Genomic DNA, 20,047 nt, shown 5'->3' on the forward strand with positions numbered 1-20,047 from the left:
CTGCGGTGCAGTCCTAGACAGCTCCACCACAGCGGAGGTCTTCGCCATGATCAAGACCCACCAGTGTTAACAACGCTCGTGGTCAATACAGCTAGGCGGCAGGCGAGCGGCATCCGCGTGAGGGCGGTGCGCACGGTCGGCGGACCGTGCGCACCGCCCTTCGCCGATCGCGCGGGGAGGGTCGTCCCGGGTGCCGTCCGCGGGCCGCCGGCCGGGGCGGGTGGCGGAGTGCGGCACGCACGCGGAACCGGCCGCACGGGCGGGGCCCGCCGGCCGTCGGAACCGGGCACGCCGACCCCGGCCCCGCACGGCCCGGTGCTCGTGTTCGGCACGGCCCCGCAGGAGGCGCTCCTCACCGGGATCGCCGGTTCCGCCGGCGCGGAACGCCTCCGCTGAGCAGGTCAGGGGAGCTCCGGCGGCGGCGCGGACGCCCCCGGCAGCCGGATCGTCGCCACCGTGCCGCCGCCGTCGGCCGGGGCGAGCGTCACCTCGCCGCCCGCCTGCTGGACGGTCCGGGCCACGATCGACAGGCCCAGCCCCGAACCCGGCAGCGCGCGCGCCGAGGGGGAGCGCCAGAAGCGGTCGAAGACGTGGGGGAGCTCCTCGCCGGGGATGCCGGGGCCGTGGTCGCGGACGGTGAGGACGCCGCCGGTGAGCCGGACCTCGATCGTGCCGCCCGCGGGGCTGAACTTCACCGCGTTGTCCAGGACGTTGACCACCGCCCGCTCCAGCGCCGACGGCTCCGCCCGTACGTACCACGGCTCCACGTCCGCCGTGATCGTCAGCTCCGGGCCGCGCAGCCGGGCCCGGCGCAGGGCCGACTCGACGACGTCCTGCCAGGCGACGATCCGCGTCCGGCCGGCGTGCTGGCCCTGCTCCGGGCGGGACAGTTCCTGGAGGTCGCCGATCAGCGCGGCCAGCTCCGTCATCTGCGCCTTCACCGAGGCGAGCAGCGCCTTGCGGTCCGCCTCCGGGATCGGCCGGCCGGTCTCCTCGCTGCGGGTGAGGAGCTCGATGTTGGTGCGCAGCGAGGTGAGCGGGGTGCGCAGTTCGTGGCCCGCGTCCGCGATGAGCTGCTGCTGCAGTTCGCGGGAGCTGGCCAGCGCCGACGTCATGGAGTTGAAGGACCGGGAGAGGCGGGCGACCTCGTCCTCGCTGTCGTCCTCCACGGGGATGCGGACGTTCAGGTCCTCGGTCCGGGCGACGTGCTCGACGGCTTCGGTGAGCCGGTCGACGGGGCGCAGGCCGGCGCGGGCGACCGCGAGGCCGGCGGCCCCGGCGCCGAGGACGCCCACGCCGGACACGGCGAGGAGGATCAGCGCCAGCTCGTTGAGGGTGGACCGGGTGCTGCCGAGGGGGACGGCGATGAGGAGGGCGGCGTCGTCGGCCAGGTACCGGCCGTCGGGACCGCTGACGACCAGCGCCGTGGTCAGCACCCGCACCCGGTTGCCGTCGCTGTCGGTGCCGTTGCGCAGCGTGCCCTCACCGAGCGCGGGGTCCTCGGCCACGCTCCTGTCGCTGCCGGCCACCTTCACCAGGGCGGTGGAGTTGCCGTAGAGGCAGGCACCGCCGTCGGCCCGGACGATCTGGACGTAGCCGTTGACCCGCGCGCCGAAGGGGAAGGCCTCCGACGGCGACTGGGGGCAGGTGTTGAGCGTGGTCCGCACGTCGCTCGCCGGCAGCGAGGGCGGCACCCCGGACCGGAGGTCGTCGTCGATCTCGCCGTACAGCTTTCCCTGCACGATGAACCAGCACGTCACCGACACCGCCGCCACCGCGAACGCCACCGCGGCCGCCACCAGCAGCGACAGCCGCGCCCGGATCGGGAGCGAGCGGAACCGGCGCAGGACCCTCCTCACTCCGTGCCGCCCTGCCGGAGCACGTACCCCACGCCGCGGACGGTGTGGACCAGCCGCGGCTCGCCGCCCGCCTCGGTCTTGCGGCGCAGGTACATCACGTACACGTCCAGCGAGTTGGAGGACGGCTCGAAGTCGAAGCCCCAGACCGCCTTCAGGATCTGCTCCCGGGTGAGGACCTGGCGCGGATGCGCCAGGAACATCTCCAGCAGCGTGAACTCGGTGCGGGTCAGCTCCACCGGCCGCCCGCCCCGGGTGACCTCGCGGGTCGCGAGGTCCATGCGCAGGTCGGCGAAGGCGAGCACGTCGCTGTCCTCGGTCGCGCCCGCCACGGCCGCCGCGTAGGAGCTGCGGCGCAGCAGGGCGCGGATCCGGGCGAACAGCTCGTCCAGTTCGAACGGTTTGACGAGGTAGTCGTCGGCGCCGGCGTCCAGCCCCGTGACCCGGTCGCCGACCGTGTCACGGGCCGTCAGCATCAGGATCGGGGTGGTGTCGCCCGTGCCCCGGATGCGGCGGGCCGCCGTCAGGCCGTCCATGCGGGGCATCTGGATGTCGAGGACGACCAGGTCGGGCCGGTACGCGGCCGCCTTCTCCAGGGCGTCGGCGCCGTCGACGGCGACCTCGGTGCCGTACCCCTCGAAGGCGAGGCTGCGCTGGAGGGCTTCGCGCACCGCCGGCTCGTCGTCGACGATCAGGATGCGCTGGGGGGCACGGTCGCCTTCTGCGGGACTCATGGGCTCGCGGTTCCTCGGGTGCGGAGTGGGCGGGGTCTGACGCTCTCAGCCTCGCACGCCCGGACGCGCCGCCGGGACGGGCCGGCCCCGCACGGTACGGCGGCGGACGGCGGCGGCGCGGCGCGCGGGCCGGACGGTCCGGACGGCGGGCCCTAGCTGCCGGAGCCCGCCCGCAGCTGGGCCAGGTCGGACTTGACGGTGTTGATCGGGATGGCGAAGCCCAGGCCGACGCTGCCCGCGTCCGCCGAGGAGCTGCCCGCGGCGGAGTACATCGCGGAGTTGATGCCGATGATGTTGCCGTTCATGTCGATCAGCGCGCCGCCGGAGTTGCCGGGGTTGAGGGAGGCGTCCGTCTGGATCGCCTTGTACGTCGTCGTGGACGAGCCGGTGTCGCCGTTGAACTGCCGGCCGCCGAACTCGAACGGCCAGCCGCCGCCGCGCTGCTGCTGTTGCTGTCCCTCGTCCGTGGAGACCGTGACGTCCCGGTCGAGGGCGGAGACGATGCCGCTGGTGACGGTGCCGGTCAGGCCCTCGGGGGAGCCGATCGCCACGACCTCGTCGCCGACCTGCACCCCGTCGGAGTCGCCGAGGGTGGCCGCCTTCAGACCGGAGGCGCCCGACAGCTCGATCAGCGCCAGGTCCTTGCTGCTGTCGGTGCCGACGATCCGGGCGGTGTACTCCTTGCCGTCGCTGGTCGTCACCGTGATGGAGGAGGCGCCGGAGACGACGTGGTTGTTGGTGACGACCTCGCCGTCGCCGGTGATGATCACGCCGGAGCCGGTGGAGGAGCCGGCGTTCGAGGTGGCGTTGATCTCGACGATGCTCGGGCTGACCGCCTTGGCGACCCCGGCGACCGTGCCCTTCTGGCCGGCGGGCACCACGCTGGTGCTGGTGGAGCTGGTGGTGACGGTGTCGCTGCCGGTCAGCTCCTGGATGCCGTACGCGGTGCCGCCGCCGATGGCGGCCGCGACGATCGCCACGGCCGCGAGCAGGGCCACCGGGCCCCGGGCGCGCTTCCCCGGCGCGGGCGCGGAAGGGGCCGCGGGGGCGGCCGGCAGGACCGCCGGGGCCGTGTCTCCGCCGTGGCCGCCGTCCCCGGCGCCGCCCTGGCCGGGCCGCACCGCGGTGCCCGGCTGGGCGGGCGGCCGGGCCGGCGGGGCCGGCCACCCGGGGTCCACGGGGGAGGAGGCGTGCTGCGGGGCGCCCTGGTAGGGGTTCGTGTACGGGGTGTCGTACTCGCCGCTGCGGCGGATGCTCTCGGTCATGTCCCCGAGCCTGCCGTCCGAGGATGAGAGTCCCCTGAGGGCTCCCTGAGAAGCCCGGCAGAACCGCGTATGCCCGATATGAACACGCGCCTCGCGGTGGCGCGGGGGCCTCTCGGGGCGGCTTTGCGGAGCCCCGGCGAGGACCCGGGTCCCCGCCGCCCCACGGGCCTTCGGCGCGCCCGCGAGGCGCCGGAGGGCCGGCGTCGCCTCAGGCGCAGCCGCACGACCTGCGGATCACCAGCCGTGACGGGAACACCTTCAGCCGCTCGCGCCGGGAGCCCACCACCCGCAGGCCGTCGTCCAGGACCAGGTCCACGGCGGCCCGCGCCATCGCCGACCGGTCGGAGGCGACGGTGGTCAGCGGCGGGTCGGCCAGGTCCGCCTCCTTGATGTCGTCGAACCCGGCCACCGCCAGCTCGCCCGGCACGTCGATGCGCAGCTCGCGCGCCGCGCGCAGCAGGCCGATCGCCTGGTCGTCGGTGGAGCAGAAGATCGCGGGCGGGCGGTGCGGCCCGGCCAGGACGTCCAGGGCGACGCGGTAGGCGTCGTAGCGGTTGTACGGGGCCTCGAAGAGGCGGCCCTCGGTGGACAGCCCGGCCTCCCGCATCGCGCGCCGCCAGCCCTCGACGTGGTCGGAGACCGGGTCGCCGACGGCGGGCGTCTCGGCGGTGCCGCCCATGCAGGCGACGTAGTCGTGGCCGTGTTCCAGCAGGTGGCGCACGGCGAGCTGGGCGCCGCCCAGGTCGTCGGTGACGACGGCGACGTCGTCGATGGCCTCGGGGCGCTCGTGCAGCAGCACCACGCGGGCGTCCCAGGCGTCGATCTCGGCGGCGGCCAGGTCGTTGAGGGCGTGGCTGACGAGGATCAGGCCCGAGACGCGCATGCCCAGGAAGGCGCGCAGGTAGTGGACCTCGCGCTCCCCGATGTAGTCGGTGTTGCCGACCAGGACCATCTTCCCGCGCTCGGAGGCGGCCTGCTCGACCGCGTGCGCCATCTCCCCGAAGAAGGGCTGGCGCGCGTCCGGGATGATCAGGCCTATGAGGTCCGTGCGCCGCGACGCCATCGCCTGGGCGACCCGGTCGGGCCGGTAGCCCAGCTCCTTGATCGCGGCGAGGACACGCTCGCGCGTGGCCGGGGCGACCGGCCGGGGTCCGTTGTTGATGACGTAGCTGACGACGGCGGTGGAGGTCCCCGCCAGTCGTGCCACGTCATCCCGAGTCACCTTGGCCACGCGCGGAGTCTACGCGGATGGAACGCCCCTGGGCAGGGCGTACGCCGCTTCCTACGCCTCGGCCGTGACCTCGGCGACGGCCGGCGCGTCCGCATTCTCCGCCTTTGCCGGGGCGGACGCGGACTTCGCCTCCTCGGCGGCGCGGTCGCCCCGCTCCGGCTTCTCCGGGGTGACGAACCGGTAGCCGACGTTGCGGACGGTGCCGATCAGCGACTCGTGCTCGGGGCCGAGCTTGGCGCGCAGCCGCCGCACGTGGACGTCGACGGTCCGGGTGCCGCCGAAGTAGTCGTACCCCCACACCTCCTGCAGCAGCTGGGCGCGGGTGAAGACCCGGCCCGGGTGCTGGGCGAGGTACTTCAGCAGCTCGAACTCCTTGAAGGTCAGGTCCAGGACCCGGCCCTTGAGCTTGGCGCTGTACGTGGCCTCGTCCACCGACAGGTCGCCGTTGCGGATCTCCATGGGGGAGTCGTCGACGATCTGCTGCCGGCCCATGGCCAGCCGCAGCCGGGCCTCCACCTCCGCCGGCCCGGCGGTGTCGAGGAGGACGTCGTCGATGCCCCAGTCGGCGGTGACGGCGGCCAGGCCGCCCTCCGTCACGACGAGGACCAGGGGACAGCCGGGGCCGGTGGAGCGCAGCAGCTGGCACAGGCTGCGCACCTGCGGCAGGTCGCGCCGCCCGTCGACGAGGATGACGTCGGCACCGGGGGTGTCGACGAGTGCGGGGCCCTCCGCCGGGGCCACCCGCACGTTGTGCAGCAGCAGGCCGAGGGCGGGAAGCACCTCCGTCGACGGCTGGAGGGCGTTGGTCAGGAGCAGCAGAGAGCTCATCGCGCTCCACCTGCCCGGGTCGTCGTCCATTCGTGCACGGTTCGCTCGCCCATAACGTCTGGTTCCTCCTCGGTCCCTACGAGGACGTTGCGGCACTGCTTCGTACGGTGCGAATCCCGCGCCCCTGGGACCCGCGGCGGCTCCGGGGAGCCGCTATGCGTTCGACGGCCCGTACACCTGCGGTTTCCCGCTTCGTATACAACGCTTCCGAAAGCACAAAAGGACCCGGGGGCTACGTTGCCCGAGTCCTATGCGCAGCACAATAGCCGACATGAGCGCCCCTTCGGCAGGTCATGGGACCCGATCCGCCTTTCGTCCGGAATCCGAGACGCGCAGAGACGCACCTTTGCGGACGTTTCTGTACACCGCCGACGGGGTGCGGATCGATTCCGTATACGAACCGGGCGCGGCCGTGCCCGACGCCTCCCGGACACCCGTCCGTGGCCCGGTGTTCGTGGTCGCGCACGGCTTCACGGGCGACGCGGACCGCCCGCACGTGCGGCGGGTGGCGCGGGCGTTCGCGCGGCACGGGGCCGTGGTCACCTTCTCGTTCCGGGGCCACGGGGCGTCCGGCGGACGGTCCACGGTCGGCGACCGGGAGGTGCTCGACCTGGCGGCGGCGGTGACGTGGGCGCGCGAGCTGGGACACACCCGCGTGGTCACCGTCGGCTTCTCGATGGGCGGCTCGGTGGTGCTGCGGCACGCGGCGCTGTACGGGGCGAACCCGCCCGAGGAGGAGCGGGAGCACGCGAGGAGCACGGGAGCGCGACCGCAGGCGCGCACGGACGCCGTGGTGTCGGTGAGCGCGCCGGCGCGCTGGTACTACCGGGGCACGGCCCCCATGCGCCGGCTGCACTGGCTGGTCACCCGCCCCGCGGGCCGGGTGGTGGGCCGCTACGGCTTCCGCACGCGCATCCACCACCGGGACTGGGACCCGGTGCCGCTGTCGCCGGTGGAGGCGGCGGAGCGGATCGCGCCCACCCCGCTGTTGATCGTGCACGGCGACCGGGACGGGTACTTCCCCGTCGACCACCCCCGGATGCTGGCCGAGGCCGCCGGTGACCACGGCGAACTCTGGCTGGAGCCCGGCATGGGCCACGCCGAGCACGCGGCCGGCGACGAGCTGCTGCACCGGATCGGGGACTGGGCGGTCACCCGGGCGGGCTAGCCTGGCGGTGTCCACCGCCCGATCGATTGAGGAACCAGATGGCAAAGGTCACGGTGCGCTACTGGGCCGCCGCGAAGGCCGCGGCCGGGACGGCCGAGGAGCCGTACGAGGCGGCCACGCTCGCCGAGGCGCTCGACGCGGTGCGCGAGCGGCACCCCGGCGAACTCGCGCGCGTCCTGCGGCGGTGCTCGTTCCTCGTGGACGGTGACCCCGTGGGCACCCGCGGGCATGAGACGGTACGGCTGGCCGACGGCGGCACGGTCGAGGTGCTCCCGCCGTTCGCAGGAGGGTGACCAGTGACGAACCAGCCGTACCAGGGGCACGACCCGTACCAGCAGCAGCCCCACCAGTCCCAGCAGCCCCAGGCCTGGCCCCAGCAGGGGTACGACGAGCCGCACACCCAGCAGTGGCAGGGCCAGACCTGGGAGACCCAGACGCAGCCGCCGGTCCAGGCGGCGGAGACGGCGTACCCGCCGGCGCAGGCATACGGGGAACCGCGGCAGACGTACCAGCAGCCGCAGCAGGCTTATCAGCAGCCACAGGCGTACCAGCAGGCTTACCAGCAGCCGCAGCAGGGTCACCCGCAGCCGCAGCCGCAGCAGGCCTATCAGCAGCCGCGCGGCCCGCAGGAGTCCTACGGGCATCAGCAGCCGCCGTACGCCGAGCCGCAGCGGTACCAGCAGACCCACCCGACCGGGGCCCACCACACGTCCGCCCCGCACTTCCAGCCCCAGGCCCAGCCGCGGCCCCGGCGGCAGCCCCAGCCCGAGCCGCAGCCGCACACCCCGCCGGCGTCCCCCGAGGCCGCCCCGGAGTACGGCCCGGCCACCCTCGGCGGCAACGCGCGGATCACGGACGCCCAGCGGGCCCGGGCCGAGGGCCGTTCGCCGATCATCGAGCCGGGCATGCAGCCGGCCGCGCTCACGGCGCTGCTCGGGCTGCTGCTGGCCGGCACGGCCGCGATCGGCACGTACGCCCTCCTCGTCCCGCTCGCCGTCCTCCAGGCCGTCACCGCCGCCGGCTGGTTCCGGCTGAACGGCATGTGGCCCGCCCGGCAGGGCATCGCGCTGGGCTTCGCCGGAGCGCTCGTCGCGGACGCGGCGCTGCTGGTCTCCGGGCGCTCCCCGGCGGCCATCCTCGGCACGCTCGGGGTGTGGGTGCTGCTCTCCCTCGTCCTGCACCTGCGGTCGCACGCCGACCCGGACGAGCGGATGTACGGCCTGATGGCGACCGTGGCCGCGGCGGCGCTGGCCATCGTCGCGGGCGGCTACCTCGCCGCCGACGCGGACGCGGTGACCGTCGGCGCGGCCGCCGTGGCGGTGGCCGTCCCGGCCCGCGCGCTGCCGCTGCCGACGCCGGCGTCCGTGGTGGTCGCGCTGCTGGCGGCGGCGGGCGCGGGCATCGCGGTGGGCGCGACGACGGGGCTCGGGACACCGGGCGCGCTGCTCGGCGCGGGCGCTGCGGTGTGCGCCCTGATCGGCCACCGCGTCGCCAGCTACGACTACCCGTCCCGGTTCGTCCACTTCACGGCGGGCGTGGCCCTGCCGCTGGCGTGCGCGGCGCCGCTCGTCTACGTGCTGGGACGGGCGCTCGGCTAGCCACCGGTGTCACAGGTGATCGACAATTCCCGGGCGGCCGTCACGGGCGGGGTTACCCTCGCGCTGGACGGCCGCCGGTCGTCAGGACCGCCGCCGTCGACCGCCCGGCCGGGAGAGAGCAGCACATGCGCGCACTGCGAATACTTCTGATCCTCGTCGTGATCCTCGGCGGCCTCTTCGTGGCCCTGGACCGCCTGGCGGTCGGCTTCGCGGAGGACGAGGCGGCGGACCGGCTGCGCACCGCCGAGAACCTGAGCGCCGCCCCGGACGTGTCCATCAAGGGCTTCCCCTTCCTCACCCAGGTGGCCGGCGGCGAGCTGGACGAGGTCGAGGTCGGCATCCGGGACTACGAGGCCGCCACCGGCGACGGCGCCGGGAAGATCCGTATCGACCGCCTCCGGGCGGACATGAAGGGCGTGGAGTTCTCCGGCGACTTCGGCTCCGCCACCGCGGCCGGCGCCACCGGAACCGCCTTCATCGCCTACGACGAGCTGCTGAAGACCGCCAAGCCCGAGCCCACCCAGGTGGCCCCCGGTGTCACCGCCGACGTCGTCGGGCTCTCCGACGGCGGCAACGGAAAGATCAAGGTCGAGGTCCGGGCGACGGTGCTGGGCACCGAGCTGCCGGAGCCGGTGTACGTGCTGAGCGACGTCAGCGTGGTCGGCGGCGACACCGTGCGGGTGCAGGCCGGCGAGCTGCCCAGGCTCGGCGGTGTCCAGCTCGCCGAGTCCCGGGTGCGGGCCGTCACCGACTTCGAGCAGAAGATCGGCCAGCTGCCGGGCGGCGTCCGGCTCGACAAGGTGGAGCCGGCGCGGAACGGCGTGGAGATCACGGTGCGGGGTTCGAACGTCAGGCTGGTGGGGTAAGGACGTCCCGCGGCCGCCGCGGGCACGGCTGACGCGAGCGCGGGCGCCGGCGGACCCGGCCGGTCGTCCGGGACCGGCGGCGCGGGCCCGCCACCCGTCCGTCCGACAGGCGAGACGTGCTGTCCGTACCGCAGATGCGCCCGCGGACCCGGACGCCCGGGAGCCGCGCGGACGCCGTTCGCACGGACTTCCGTCCCGCATCCCGGACAATCTCGTCTCACGATGCGACACACCGGTGACACGTCCGCCGGTCCGTCCCTACGATCGGGACCATGAAGCGACAGGCGGATCTCACGAAGCGGCGGGCAGTGGACCTGTGCCGCGTTGCCGCCATGCTCTGTCGCGCCTTCTGAGCGGAAGCCCCGGCTTCCGCATCCCCCCGCCCTGCTCAGGGCATCCGTGCGCCGTCTCGCCCGAGCGCGCACCCCTCACTCGCACGCCCCGCCGCAACTGCCCCGGAGGAGAAGAGCATGAGCCGCAGCGACGTCCTGGTCGACGCCGACTGGCTGGAGCAGCACCTGGACGACCCGAACCTCGCGATCGTCGAGGTCGACGAGGACACGTCCGCGTACGACAAGAACCACATCCGCAACGCGATCAAGATCGACTGGACCAAGGACCTCCAGGACCCGGTCCGCCGCGACTTCATCGACCAGGAGGGCTTCGAGAAGCTCCTGTCGGCCAAGGGCATCGCCAACGACACGCTGGTGATCCTCTACGGCGGCAACAACAACTGGTTCGCCTCGTACGCGTACTGGTACTTCAAGCTGTACGGCCACGAGAACGTCAAGCTCCTCGACGGCGGCCGCAAGAAGTGGGAGCTCGACGCCCGCGAGCTGGTCGAGGAGGTGCCCGAGCGCCCGACGACCGAGTACAAGGCCAAGCCGCAGAACACCGCCATCCGCGCCTTCCGCGACGACGTGGTGGCGGCGATCGGCTCGCAGAACCTGGTCGACGTCCGTTCCCCCGACGAGTTCTCGGGCAAGCTGCTCGCCCCGGCGCACCTGCCGCAGGAGCAGTCGCAGCGCCCGGGCCACGTCCCGACCGCCCGCAACATCCCGTGGTCGAAGAACGCCAACGACGACGGCACGTTCAAGTCCGACGAGGAGCTGAAGAAGCTCTACGAGGAGGAGAACGTCGACCTGTCCAAGGACACCATCGCCTACTGCCGAATCGGTGAGCGCTCCGCGCTGACCTGGTTCGTCCTGCACGAGCTGCTGGGCGTGGAGAACGTCAAGAACTACGACGGCTCCTGGACCGAGTACGGCTCCCTCGTCGGCGTGCCGATCGAGCTCGGCACCGGCAAGTAACCCCCCACCCGACCGACCTTTCAGGACCTCTCTTCAGGAGTACGACATGTGCGGAGCGAAGGCCGGCGGCCCGGACGCCTCGACGATCAAGCCCGGTGAGACCACGATCCAGGGCCAGGTGACCCGCGACGGCGAGCCGGTGACGGGCTACGTCCGTCTGCTGGACTCGACCGGCGAGTTCACCGCGGAGGTCCCGACCTCCGCCACCGGACAGTTCCGCTTCTACGCGGCCGAGGGAACCTGGACCGTCCGCGCCCTCGTGCCCGGCGCCACCGCCGACCGCACGGTCGTCGCCCAGAAGGGCGGCCTGGCCGAGGTCGCGATCGCCGTCTGACGACGGCGGACGGGCCGCGCTCCCGGAGTCGGACGACTCCGGGAGCGCGGCCCGTCGCCGTTCCCGCCCCTGGTCTCCCCGGCGTGCGACCGCCTTCCCCGGGCCTACGCTGGACACATGTACGCACGACGGCGGCACATGTACTTCGCCCTGATGGGCACCTGCCTGACGCTGTTCGTCCTGGCCTGGGGCGTCGTGCGCATCTGGTCGGTGCCGGCGGCCGTCGGCATGTGCCTGGTGGCGATGGTCATCCCGCCGGTCGCCGCGGTGGTCGCCAACCGCCGCGGCCCCGACGACCAGTGGTGGGACGACCCCTCCGGCGACCCGCAGTCCGACGAGTGGTGGGACGAACTGGACGGAAGGAAACGGCGCTGAGCGAGCGGCACCGCTCGCGCGAGGGGGGGAGCGGACGCGTCCCGCCGCGGCGACGCCGGACGCCCGTGAGCCGGCGTCCTTCCACCCGCGGCCGCCGCCCGGCCCGCGGAACCGGCGGCCGAGGGCCGGGATCAGTAGACGAGCGCCTGCGCGCCGTCCGCCAGCGCCTCCTGGACGAATACCTGCGCGCCCGCGATCCGCACGCCCTCGACGACGTCCCGCTCGGTGATCCCCCGGCGGGCCGCGCACTGCGTGCACAGCGTGATCCGGCCGCCCGCCAGCACCGAGTCGATCAGGTCAGGCAGCGGGGCGGCGTGCGGCAGCTCGAACTCGGCGGCCCGGCCCGGCAGGGCGAACCACGACGACTCCCCGGTCAGCCACAGGGAGACCTCGACACCGCTGGCCACGGCCACCGCCGCCACCGTGAACGCCTGCGAGCAGCGCTCAGGGGCGTCGGCCCCCGCCGTCACCTTGATCACGAGCTTCTTCGCCATGCCGGAATCGTACGGCCCGGGGGCGGGGCGCACCTCACAGGAAGAGCCGGGCCCCGGCCGCGTAAGCTGGGGCCCGGCCCTGTGCACGTAGCGCACGCACCGCACCGCTCAATCGAGGAGCACCCGTGACGATCTTCTTCGAAGCCCTGCTGGTCCTGGTCTGCGTCGGCGTCCTCGCCTTCACCGGACTGACCGTGAAGAAGCTGTTCCAGGGCCAGCGCTGAACCGCCCCGACAGACGTACGAGACCCCTGAGCTGCTCATGATCGAGATTCCGTCCGACCTGCACAAGGACCTGGTCCCCCTCGCCTTCCTGCTCGGCAACTGGGCCGGCGCGGGCGTGCACGACTTCCCCGGCGCCGAGAAGTGCAACTTCGGACAGGAGGTCACCTTCACGCACGACGGCCGGGACTTCCTGGAGTACCACTCCCACACCTGGGTGCTGGACAAGGACGGCAACAAGGTCAGGCCCCTGGAGACCGAGCACGGCTTCTGGCGCGTCGACGCCGACCGCAAGGTCGAGGTGACGATGACCCGCGACGACGGCGTCGTCGAGATCTGGTACGGCGAGCTGGCCGACAAGAAGCCGCAGATCGACCTCGTCACGGACGCGGTGGCCCGCACCGCCGCCTCCCGCCCCTACACCGGCGGCAAGCGCCTGTACGGCTACGTCAAGAGCGACCTGATGTGGGTCGGCGAGAAGCAGACCCCCGAGGTCGGCCTGCGCCCCTACATGTCGGCCCACCTGAAGAAGGTCGTCACCCCGGAGGAGGTCGAACGCTGGGCCAAGGCCCTCCCCGACGACCTGCCGGACGACGGGATCGCGTTCTTCAAGTGAGCTCCGGCGCCCGGTCGGCCTAGACTCTCCGTGTGGTGAGCACCGACTGGAAGAGCGATCTGCGGCAGCGCGGCTACCGGCTGACCCCGCAGCGGCAACTCGTGCTCGAAGCCGTGGACACCCTGGAGCACGCGACCCCCGACGACATCCTCAGCGAAGTGCGCAAGACGGCGTCGGGGGTCAACATCTCCACCGTCTACCGGACCCTGGAACTCCTGGAGGAACTGGGGCTGGTCAGCCACGCGCACCTGGGGCACGGGGCGCCGACGTACCACCTGGCCGACCGGCACCACCACATCCACCTGGTCTGCCGCGACTGCACCCACGTGATCGAGGCGGACCTGGAGGTGGCCGCCGAGTTCACCGCCAAGCTGCGCGAGACGTTCGGCTTCGACACGGACATGAAGCACTTCGCGATCTTCGGCCGGTGCAAGGACTGTTCCCTGAAGGGTTCAAGTACCGAGTCGTAGGCTAGGCATATGAAGAGCCCTCTGCTGTCCCTGCCCGGCGCCGTCCCCGCCGAGGGCGTGGACGAAGGCGTCGCCGCCCACTACGGCGACCTGTTCCGCGAACAGCGTGCCCTGGCCGACGGCACCGGATTCGTGGACCTCTCCCACCGAGGCGTCGTGACCGTCTCCGGCGAGGACCGGCTCGGCTGGCTCCACCTGCTGCTCACCCAGCACGTCAGCGACCTCCCGCCGCACCAGGCCACCGAGGCGCTCGTCCTCTCCGCCCACGGCCACATCGAACACGCGCTCTACCTCGTCGACGACGGCGAGACGGTCTGGGCCCACGTCGAGCCCGGCACCCAGGACGCGCTGATCGCGTACCTGGAGTCGATGAAGTTCTTCTACAAGGTCGAGGTCGCCGACCGGACGGACGAGTTCGCGGTCGTGCACCTGCCGGCCGGCTCCATCGCCGAGCCCCCGGACGGCGTCGTCGTCCGCGAGACCCCCCACGGCCGTGACCTGTTCCTGCCGCGCGCGGAGCTGGAGGCGTACGCGCGGCAGGCGGGCCCGCCGGCCGGGCTGCTGGCGTACGAGGCGCTGCGCGTGGAGGCCCACCGGCCGCGGCTCGGCTTCGAGACCGACCACCGCACCATCCCGCACGAACTGGGCTGGATAGGCACGGCCGTGCACCTGCACAAGGGCTGCTACCGGGGCCAGGAGACCGTGGCCCGGGTGCAGAACCTGGGCAAGCCGCCGCGCCGCCTGGTCTTCCTGCACCTCGACGGCAGCGAGGTGCACCTGCCGCCGCCCGGCACGGAGATCCGCCTCGCGGACGACGGCGCCGACGGCCGCAGGGTCGGCTTCGTCACCACCTCCGTACGCCACCACGAGCTGGGCCCGGTCGCCCTCGCCCTGGTGAAGCGGAACGTCCCGGTGGACGCGCGGCTGATGGCCGGGGACACGGCGGCGGCGCAGGAAGTCGTCGTCGAGCCCTGAGGCTTCAGACCTCCAGCAGCACCGTGAACGGGCCGTCGTTCGTCAGGGACACCCGCATCCGGGCGCCGAAGCGGCCCGTCGCCACCGTCGCGCCGAGCGCGCGCAGCCGGGCGACGACCTCGTCGACGAGCGGCTCGGCGACGTCGCCGGGGGCGGCCGCGTTCCAGGTGGGGCGGCGGCCCTTGCGGGCGTCGCCGTAGAGCGTGAACTGGCTGACGACCAGCAGCGGCGCGCCCGTGTCGCTGCACGACCGCTCGTCGTGCAGCATGCGGAGCGTCCACAGCTTGCGGGCGAGCCGGGCCGCCTTCTCCTCGGTGTCCTCATGGGTGACGCCGACCAGGACGCACAGGCCCTCGCCCTCGAACGCCCCCACCGTCTCGCCGTCCACGACGACGCTCGCGCCGTCCACCCGCTGTACCACTGCACGCATGCGGCCATGATGCCGTGCCGTCACGGGCGCTTGCCGGGCGGCCCGTACGGATGATCTTTTAGCTTTCTTTTCACTCCGTAACCCCCCATCCGGGGCGGATCGGGCGCACTCGGTCACTTCTTGTCCACCCGGAGTGGCACGATGCTCCCAATAGCCGGTCGAGGGGACGGTTGAGACAGATGAGCACACCGAGCATGGGACAGCCCCTCGGGGCTGTCTCGTTGGCCCAGGCGGTCGGGCGGGAGATGCCCCGGCCCCCCGTGCAGCGCACCGACAGCCCGCACCTGCCCCCGGATCCTCCCCCGAGCCCGTCGGGCGGGGACCGCTCCCAGCCGTCCGACCTGACCGCGCTGAGCCTGCCCGAACTGCGCGCCCTGCGCCGCAGCGCCCAGCGCGAGGAGGCCGACCTGAGCTACGTACGGCGGCTGCTGCAGGGGCGGATCGACATCCTGCGGGCGGAGCTGGCCCGGCGCTCCCCCGAGGCGGCCCCCGCCGCCGCGGGCGGGACGTCCGTGGTCGAGCGGCTCGCGGAGATCCTGCGGGACGCCCCGGCCCGGCACCGCTCCTCGGCCCGCCACGTGACGCTGGACACCCCGCACGGCGAGGAGGCCCGGCGGCTGGCGGCGGAGATGCTCGCCGAGGTGGAGCTGTCGGACCTGGCGGCCCGGACGGACCTGGAGCTGAACACCGCGATGAACCGGCTCGCGCGGTACGAGCAGCGGGTGTCGCGCAGACGGCAGCGGCTGCAGCGGACCGCCGACGGCTGCGGCGCGGAGATCGCCCGCAGGTACCGTGACGGGGAAGCACAAGTCGACGATCTGCTCGTGTGACGGCGCGCCGGACCACGAGGCGCCGCGGGTGACCTCCCCGGCGACGTCCCGCCTCCCGGGCGGTGGTCCGGCTTCCGGGCCGCGGGTGGGGACCGGGCGGTGCCGACGGCCCGGTTTCCGGGCGGCGGCCCGGCTTCCGGGCGCCCCGGTGATAATCCCGCGACTGCCTCCCCGCGCGGCGCCTACGGTGGCCCCATGAGCCGTCCGCATTCCGACACCGACGTACGCGCCGTCACCGAGGCCGAGCTGCCCGAGTGGATCCGCGCCCGGCACACCGGTTTCCTGCGCGAGCCCGTCGCCACCGAGGAGCAGGTGAGGGCGCGGCGCGACCAGTTCGTGCCCGGCCGGCTCCTCGGCGCCTTCGACGACGGCCGCTGCGTGGCGACGCTCCGCTCCTTCGCGCAGGAGATCACCGCCGTCGGCGGCAGGCCCGTGGCGGCCGACGCCGTCTCGAGCGTCACCGTCAGCCCCACCCACCGCCGCCGCGGCCTGCTCACCCGGATGATCACCCGGGACCTGGCGGCCGCGAAGGAGCGCGGGGACGTCGTCGCCACGCTGATCGCCGCCGAGTACCCGATCTACGGCCGGTACGGCTTCGGCCCGGCGACCTGGACCGCCGAGTGGACCGTCGACGTGCCGCGCGCCGGGCTGGACCCGCGCTGGGCGGGCCCGGAGGACGGCGGCCGGGTCGACCTCGTGGACGGCGAGGACGTCCGCAAGCTCGGTCCCGAGCTGCACGAGCGGCTGCGCCGGACCCAGCCGGGCGCGGTGAGCCGCGACGAGCTGTGGTGGAAGGTCAACACCGGCGTCGTCCGCCTCGAGCCGTCGTGGACCGAGCCCTTCTACGCCGTGTACCGCTCGGCGTCCGGCGAGGTCGAGGGCATGGTGTCGTACGAGGCGGACGACCGGTGGGGCGGGAACAAGCAGCCGCTGACCACGGCGAGCGTGAACTGGCTGATCGGGGTGACCCCGGCCGCCGAGCGCGCCCTGTGGCACTACCTCTGCTCGATCGACTGGATCACGCGGGTGAAGAGCGGCCGGCGGGCCCCCGACGACCTGCTCCCCCTCCTCCTGCCGGACCCCCGCGCGGCCCGCGTCACCACGCAGGCCGACTGGCTGTGGGTGCGGATCCTGGACGTCGTACGGGCCCTGGAGGCGCGGACGTACGGCGGGTCGGACTCGCTGGTGCTGGAGGTCGTGGACCGGGGCGGGCCGGCCGGCGGGCGGTACCGGCTGGAGGCGGGCCCCGACGGGGCGTCCTGCGCGCCGACCGGTGGGAGCGCCGATCTCACGCTGGGCGCCGGCGAGCTGGCGGCGCTGTGGCTGGGGGACGAGTCGGCGGTGCGGCTCGCGGCGCTGGGCCGGGTGCGGGAGGAACGAGCGGGCGCCGCCCGGCGGGCCGACGCCCTGCTGCGTACGTCCAGGCGGCCGTGGTGCCCGGACCTGTTCTGAGGGCGCTCCTTTCCGGCGGCGCGGCGTCCTGCGGGAACGCATCCGCACCGGCGAGCTCGGGGCGGGGGAGCGCCTGCCTGCGGGAGGTCGGTGCGGACCGCGTGGTCGGCGCGTTCGAGCCGCTGCTCCGGGTCCTGCGGGTCTTCCGGGGCTGACGCCGCGGCGCGCGACGGCGGGTCCGGGCGGCCGAGCGGACCGCGCCGGCGCCTCGGGTGTCCCGGCGCCCGGCCCGCTGCGTAGGCTCACCGGCATGAGCGAGCCCGGGCTGCGTGAGCGCAAGAAGCAGCGGATGTACCAGGCCGTGTCGGACATCGCCGTCCGGCTCTTCGTGGAGAGGGGGTTCGACGCGGTGTCCGTCGCCGAGGTGGCCGCCGCGGCGGAGATCTCCAAGCCGACCCTCTTCCGGTACTTCCCGGCCAAGGAGGACCTGGTCCTGTACCGGATCGCCGATCACGAGGACGAGGCCGCGCGGGTGGTGGCCGGGGCGGCGACGGCGCCCGTCGAGGCGCTGCGGCGGCACTTCCTGGCCGGGCTGGAGCGGTGCGACCCCGTCACCGGGCTCAACGACGACCCCGACGTGCTCGCCTTCCACGCCCTGCTCTACGGGACTCCCGCCCTGGTCGCCCGCCTGTACGGGCACCTGGAGCGGTCGGAGGCCGCGCTCGCCGAGGCCCTCGGGGGCGGGCTGGACGCCCGGCTCGCCGCCGGGCAGATCGTCGCCGTGCAGCGGATCCTCGCGCAGGAGAACTGGCGGCGGATCGCGGCGGGGGAGCGGGTGGCGGACGTGCGGGCGGACGCGGTGGCGGCGGCGGAGCGGGCGTTCGGGGCGCTGGCGGGCGGACTGCCGCACCTCACTCGGACGTGACCGAGTAAAGAATTTAACTGAGTTACGTTTTTCGGTACGCTCGGTGGAATGACACCGACCGACCCCGCCCTCCGCCACGAACTCGACCGGGAACGCGCCCACCACGACCACTGCCGCGCCGCCCTCGCCGCCATGGTCGACGAGGCCCGGGAACAGGTCGTCACCGGTGAGGACGTCTCCGCCTCCGGCGCCGACGCCGAGGTGCTCGGGTACCGGCTGCGCAGCCGGGCCAGGGCGCTGCGCGAACTGCCCGAGGGGCCGCTGTTCTTCGGCCGGCTGGACTTCGCGGAGGGCGACGGCGAGGACTCCGGGCGGCGCCCGCGGCCGGAGGCCGCCGACCGGGCCCTGCACATCGGGCGGCTGCGGATCACCGAGGACCCGGCCGCCCCGCCCCTCGTCGTCGACTGGCGCGCCCCCGTCTCCCGCGCCTTCTACCAGGCCACCGCGCGCGACCCCCGGGGCGTGGCCGTGCGGCGGCGCTTCGGGTGGGCGCCCGGCAGCCGGGGCGACTCCGCCGACCTGACGAGCCTGGAGGACGAGCACCTGGCCCGGGGCGAGGAGGGGCCCGGCGGCATCGTCGCCCGGGAGATCGAGCGGCCCCGCGTCGGCCCCATGCGGGACATCGCCGCCACCCTCCAGCCCGAACAGGACGACCTCGTCCGCGGCGACCTCGCGGTGTCGGTGTGCGTGCAGGGCGCGCCGGGCACCGGCAAGACCGCCGTAGGCCTGCACCGCGCCGCCTACCTGCTCTACACCCACCCGCAGCGCCTCCACCGCGGCGGGCTGCTGGTCCTCGGCCCCAACCGCACCTTCCTGTCGTACATCGCGCAGGTCCTCCCGGCGCTCGGCGAGACCGGCGTGCGCCAGTGCACCCTCGCCGACGAGATCGCCCGGCACCCGGTCACCGGGACCGACGACGAGCGGACCGCCGCCGTCAAGCACGACGCCCGGACGGCCGAGGTGCTGCGCCGGGCGCTGTACGCGCGGGTGCGGACCGACGGCGCCGGCTCCCTCGCCGTGCCGGACGGCTCCTACCGCTGGCGGATCGGGGCGGAGGAACTGGCGCGGATCGTGGCGGACGTGCGGCGGGAGGAGCCGCCGTACGCCGTCGGACGGGAACGGGTGCGCAGCCGGATCGTGGCGGGCGTGCGGGAACAGGCCGAGCGGCGGGGCGGGCCGCGCACCACCGCCTGGCTGCGCAGGATCGAGCGGGCCCGGCCGGTCGGCGCGTACCTCGACGCCGTCTGGCCCCGGGTGCGGCCCGAGGAGGTCGTCGCCGGGCTCCTCGGCGATCCGGAGGCGCTGGCGGCGGCGGCCGACGGGCTGCTGGACGCCGGCGAACAGGAGGCGCTGCGGTGGGCGAGGCCGCCGCGGTCGTGGCGGTCGGCGCGCTGGTCGGCCGCCGACCTGGTCCTCCTCGACGAGGTCGCCGGGCTGATCGAGCACCCCGAGGGGTACGGCCACGTCGTCGTCGACGAGGCGCAGGACCTCTCCCCGATGGAGTGCCGGGCGATCGCCCGGCGGTCCCGGTTCGGTTCGCTCACCGTCCTCGGCGACCTGGCGCAGGGCACCACCCCGTGGGCGGCGCGGTCCTGGGCGGCGACCCTGGCGCACCTGGGGAAGCCGGACGCGGCCGTGGTGGAGCTGACGACCGGGTTCCGGGTGCCGCGGGCGGTCGTCGCGCTCGCCAACCGGCTGCTGCGGCGACTGGACGTCGACGTCCGGCCGGCCCGCTCCCTGCGCGGGGACGGCGAGTTGCGCTTCCGGCGGACGGCGCCGGAAGAGGTGCCCGCCGCGGTCGCGGCCGCCGTGCGCGGCGCGCTGGACCGGGAGGGCTCCGTCGGCGTCGTCGCCGCGGACGCGGACGCGCCCCGGGTGCGGGAGGCGCTGGCGGCGGCCGGGATCGACGCGGCGGGCCCCGGGGACCTGGGCGCCCGGGTGGCGGTGGTCCCGGCGAGCGCCGCCAAGGGACTGGAGTACGACCACGTCGTCGCCGTCGAGCCGGCCGCCGTCGCGGAGGCGGAGGAGCGGGGCCCGCACCGGCTGTACGTGGTGCTGACCCGGGCGGTGTCCCGGCTGGACGTGGTGCACGCGCGGCCGCTGCCGTTCTGAGGCCGTCCGGCTCCCGG

At 74.2% G+C, this 20,047-nt stretch carries 22 protein-coding genes; 15 read left to right on the forward strand and 7 right to left on the reverse strand.

What is annotated here, in order from left to right; genetic code table 11:
* Positions 1-401: 401 nt before the first annotated feature.
* The 5 genes from ACIBAI_RS26750 to ACIBAI_RS26770 all read right to left on the reverse strand — a co-directional run bounded on the left by ACIBAI_RS26750 (position 402) and on the right by ACIBAI_RS26770 (position 5,914).
* The gene (locus tag ACIBAI_RS26750) at positions 402-1,859 is read right to left on the reverse strand and encodes a sensor histidine kinase (protein ID WP_399038145.1); all 1,458 of its coding nucleotides are present in this window, start codon (positions 1,857-1,859) and stop codon (positions 402-404) included.
* Entirely contained in the window at positions 1,856-2,590 is a 735-nt protein-coding gene (locus ACIBAI_RS26755; protein ID WP_399038146.1) for a response regulator transcription factor, read from the reverse strand. Before ACIBAI_RS26755 ends, ACIBAI_RS26750 begins: the two co-directional genes overlap by 4 nt.
* A 152-nt stretch (positions 2,591-2,742) precedes the next feature.
* Positions 2,743-3,855 carry a S1C family serine protease gene (locus ACIBAI_RS26760; RefSeq protein WP_399038148.1) on the reverse strand — a complete coding sequence of 371 codons (1,113 nt, stop codon included), beginning with the start codon at positions 3,853-3,855 and terminating at the stop codon, positions 2,743-2,745.
* Between the two features lie 208 nt (positions 3,856-4,063).
* The gene (locus ACIBAI_RS26765) at positions 4,064-5,086 is read right to left on the reverse strand and encodes a LacI family DNA-binding transcriptional regulator (RefSeq protein WP_399038151.1); all 1,023 of its coding nucleotides are present in this window, start codon (positions 5,084-5,086) and stop codon (positions 4,064-4,066) included.
* 51 nt (positions 5,087-5,137) lie between these two features.
* Complete coding sequence (locus ACIBAI_RS26770; RefSeq protein ID WP_399038152.1) at positions 5,138-5,914, reverse strand: response regulator transcription factor; 777 nt, start codon at positions 5,912-5,914, stop codon at positions 5,138-5,140.
* 271 nt (positions 5,915-6,185) lie between these two features.
* On the opposite strand from ACIBAI_RS26770, the gene ACIBAI_RS26775 reads away from it, so the two are divergent.
* From ACIBAI_RS26775 to ACIBAI_RS26810, 8 genes are all read left to right on the forward strand, one after another.
* On the forward strand, positions 6,186-7,082 hold the full coding sequence (locus ACIBAI_RS26775) for an alpha/beta hydrolase (RefSeq protein ID WP_399038154.1): 897 nt from the start codon (positions 6,186-6,188) through the stop codon (positions 7,080-7,082).
* A 38-nt stretch (positions 7,083-7,120) separates the two neighbouring features.
* Complete coding sequence (locus tag ACIBAI_RS26780) at positions 7,121-7,375, forward strand: MoaD/ThiS family protein (protein ID WP_344601545.1); 255 nt, start codon at positions 7,121-7,123, stop codon at positions 7,373-7,375.
* 3 nt (positions 7,376-7,378) lie between these two features.
* The gene (locus tag ACIBAI_RS26785; RefSeq protein WP_399038156.1) at positions 7,379-8,680 is read left to right on the forward strand and encodes a hypothetical protein; all 1,302 of its coding nucleotides are present in this window, start codon (positions 7,379-7,381) and stop codon (positions 8,678-8,680) included.
* Between the two features lie 125 nt (positions 8,681-8,805).
* On the forward strand, positions 8,806-9,546 hold the full coding sequence (locus ACIBAI_RS26790; RefSeq protein WP_399038158.1) for a DUF2993 domain-containing protein: 741 nt from the start codon (positions 8,806-8,808) through the stop codon (positions 9,544-9,546).
* 272 nt (positions 9,547-9,818) lie between these two features.
* Positions 9,819-9,899, forward strand: coding sequence for a putative leader peptide (locus ACIBAI_RS26795; protein WP_355172694.1), 81 nt, complete (start codon positions 9,819-9,821; stop codon positions 9,897-9,899).
* A gap of 117 nt (positions 9,900-10,016) precedes the next feature.
* A complete protein-coding gene (locus ACIBAI_RS26800) occupies positions 10,017-10,856 on the forward strand; it encodes a sulfurtransferase (protein ID WP_399038159.1) in 840 nt (279 codons plus the stop codon).
* Positions 10,857-10,902: 46 nt separating this feature from the next.
* Positions 10,903-11,190, forward strand: a complete 288-nt coding sequence (locus tag ACIBAI_RS26805; protein ID WP_028421436.1) for a DUF1416 domain-containing protein — start codon at positions 10,903-10,905, stop codon at positions 11,188-11,190.
* A gap of 117 nt (positions 11,191-11,307) precedes the next feature.
* Positions 11,308-11,565, forward strand: a complete 258-nt coding sequence (locus tag ACIBAI_RS26810) for a DUF3099 domain-containing protein (protein WP_399038161.1) — start codon at positions 11,308-11,310, stop codon at positions 11,563-11,565.
* Positions 11,566-11,696: 131 nt separating this feature from the next.
* Here the strand turns inward: ACIBAI_RS26810 and ACIBAI_RS26815 are convergent, their stop codons facing one another.
* The gene (locus tag ACIBAI_RS26815) at positions 11,697-12,059 is read right to left on the reverse strand and encodes a DsrE family protein (protein WP_399038163.1); all 363 of its coding nucleotides are present in this window, start codon (positions 12,057-12,059) and stop codon (positions 11,697-11,699) included.
* A gap of 261 nt (positions 12,060-12,320) precedes the next feature.
* Here ACIBAI_RS26815 and ACIBAI_RS26820 point away from each other — a divergent pair, with 261 nt between their 5' ends.
* The 3 genes from ACIBAI_RS26820 to ACIBAI_RS26830 are packed head-to-tail and all read left to right on the forward strand — an operon-like array spanning position 12,321 to position 14,341.
* A complete protein-coding gene (locus ACIBAI_RS26820; protein WP_344601556.1) occupies positions 12,321-12,896 on the forward strand; it encodes an FABP family protein in 576 nt (191 codons plus the stop codon).
* A 32-nt stretch (positions 12,897-12,928) separates the two neighbouring features.
* Positions 12,929-13,366, forward strand: a complete 438-nt coding sequence (locus ACIBAI_RS26825; RefSeq protein WP_344601558.1) for a transcriptional repressor — start codon at positions 12,929-12,931, stop codon at positions 13,364-13,366.
* A 9-nt stretch (positions 13,367-13,375) separates the two neighbouring features.
* Positions 13,376-14,341: a YgfZ/GcvT domain-containing protein gene (locus ACIBAI_RS26830; protein ID WP_399038165.1), complete on the forward strand. Its 966-nt coding sequence runs from the start codon at positions 13,376-13,378 to the stop codon at positions 14,339-14,341.
* A 4-nt stretch (positions 14,342-14,345) separates the two neighbouring features.
* On the opposite strand, the gene dtd is transcribed toward ACIBAI_RS26830, so the two are convergent.
* Positions 14,346-14,771, reverse strand: coding sequence for a D-aminoacyl-tRNA deacylase (dtd, locus tag ACIBAI_RS26835; protein WP_399038167.1), 426 nt, complete (start codon positions 14,769-14,771; stop codon positions 14,346-14,348).
* 179 nt (positions 14,772-14,950) lie between these two features.
* Here dtd and ACIBAI_RS26840 point away from each other — a divergent pair, with 179 nt between their 5' ends.
* From ACIBAI_RS26840 to ACIBAI_RS26855, 4 genes are all read left to right on the forward strand, one after another.
* The gene (locus ACIBAI_RS26840) at positions 14,951-15,601 is read left to right on the forward strand and encodes an aerial mycelium formation protein (protein WP_399038169.1); all 651 of its coding nucleotides are present in this window, start codon (positions 14,951-14,953) and stop codon (positions 15,599-15,601) included.
* Between the two features lie 195 nt (positions 15,602-15,796).
* Positions 15,797-17,053 (forward strand): GNAT family N-acetyltransferase, encoded by a 1,257-nt coding sequence (locus ACIBAI_RS26845; protein WP_399038170.1) that lies wholly within the window; start codon positions 15,797-15,799, stop codon positions 17,051-17,053.
* Between the two features lie 250 nt (positions 17,054-17,303).
* Entirely contained in the window at positions 17,304-17,918 is a 615-nt protein-coding gene (locus ACIBAI_RS26850; RefSeq protein WP_399038172.1) for a TetR/AcrR family transcriptional regulator, read from the forward strand.
* 48 nt (positions 17,919-17,966) lie between these two features.
* Positions 17,967-20,030, forward strand: a complete 2,064-nt coding sequence (locus ACIBAI_RS26855; RefSeq protein ID WP_399038174.1) for a HelD family protein — start codon at positions 17,967-17,969, stop codon at positions 20,028-20,030.
* Positions 20,031-20,047: the final 17 nt, after the last annotated feature.

This window comes from Streptomyces sp. NPDC051041 (assembly GCF_044456065.1).
In the GTDB taxonomy this organism is placed as follows: Bacteria; Actinomycetota; Actinomycetes; order Streptomycetales; family Streptomycetaceae; genus Streptomyces; species Streptomyces glaucus.